The 1,187-nt window shown below is 46.0% G+C and carries 3 protein-coding genes and 1 pseudogene; all 4 read right to left on the reverse strand.

The window, feature by feature from the left end; translation table 11 throughout:
• Positions 1-238 (reverse strand): annotated as a pseudogene (locus tag AC1DUA_RS38410) (hypothetical protein); the annotation flags it as partial.
• 2 nt (positions 239-240) lie between these two features.
• Positions 241-669, reverse strand: coding sequence for a RusA family crossover junction endodeoxyribonuclease (locus AC1DUA_RS38415; RefSeq protein ID WP_477504687.1), 429 nt, complete (start codon positions 667-669; stop codon positions 241-243).
• Between the two features lie 106 nt (positions 670-775).
• Positions 776-937 (reverse strand): hypothetical protein, encoded by a 162-nt coding sequence (locus tag AC1DUA_RS38420; RefSeq protein WP_477504688.1) that lies wholly within the window; start codon positions 935-937, stop codon positions 776-778.
• Between the two features lie 14 nt (positions 938-951).
• Entirely contained in the window at positions 952-1,119 is a 168-nt protein-coding gene (locus tag AC1DUA_RS38425; RefSeq protein ID WP_477504689.1) for a hypothetical protein, read from the reverse strand.
• Positions 1,120-1,187: the final 68 nt, after the last annotated feature.

Genomic DNA, 1,187 nt, shown 5'->3' on the forward strand with positions numbered 1-1,187 from the left:
CTACTAAACCAGAGTCATTTACTTTATAAGAAATAAGAGGCTGATCTGTCTTAGCGTTCTTGCGAATACTGTAGCTAATGACCTGAGAATCTATGCCAAGCACAACTTCTTTCTTGATCATCTCGCAGAGTGCTTCCAGCTCGCCGCCCGTTAATCTTGCGCCTGTTTCAAATACCAGCACCTTCTTGCCATCGCGTAAATCCACTTTCAGGAGTGTTGCTTTCAGGTTAGTAAACATGTTCATCGCCCTTTCGACATTTCGATTATTTTTAATTCAATACGTGGCCGTGAGCTATACCGCTTAAGCGCATAAACCTCAACGACCTGACTATCATCTTTCCAAATGACACCTTTGAGTGCGTCCTTGACACCCTTCAAATAGTTATCAACATCCGGCTTTGAAGTCGGTAGGATCTCTCCAGCCTCTGCAGCAGCCGCTTTCTTCGGTGACTTGCTCAGATAACCTGGCATGGTGCGGAATACGATCAGCTTCATCTTGATCGGTCCCTCCAACAGGTTAGCTGGAGCAAATTCCATTGCGGCCAGCTTGACGAACTTTTTATAATCACCAGACTTAGCCGGATCATAAGTCTTAACAAATCCTCCAGCTGTTGAGAAGCGTGGGCGCCCTTGTGCAACCGGCTCACCATAAACCGTAAACTCAATCATGCGCTCGCCCTCCTGCACCTTAGTCCTCTGCGGACCTTCTTCACGGTACAAACATATTTTTCATCGAGTACGTAAACTTCGCCAATCACTTTGCTGCCTTGAAAGATTAAGAAACGGTTACTTGTTGCAAAGCAGACATCTCGCATGCTCTCACCCGCCTTAATCCAAGGCCTTTCACCGTGTAGCAAAGTCTAGCCAGCTTGCTCTCAGCCTCTTGCAGTGTCAATTCTGAGCCATACATTTTTCCGTAAACTGTTAATTTGTACATGGTTCATGCTCCTCTCAGTTTTGATAAGCAGATTTATTGGAATATTGCTCGCGTTCGTATTTCGCACGKGGCTTGCGGTTCTCTATTTCCCTGAGAGCATCCCACTTGATCGTGATCGGTGCTAAGTTATCGTGATAAGCAATTTCGAGAAGCTGAGGAAGTGTTGCGCTATTCATGTTCATGCAGTTCCCCTCTTCCAAGGATTTTTGGTTTGCTGCTTTTTCTCTGGAAGACTGGAGCCCTCATGGTG

This window comes from Paenibacillus sp. 01T422 (assembly GCF_056398785.1).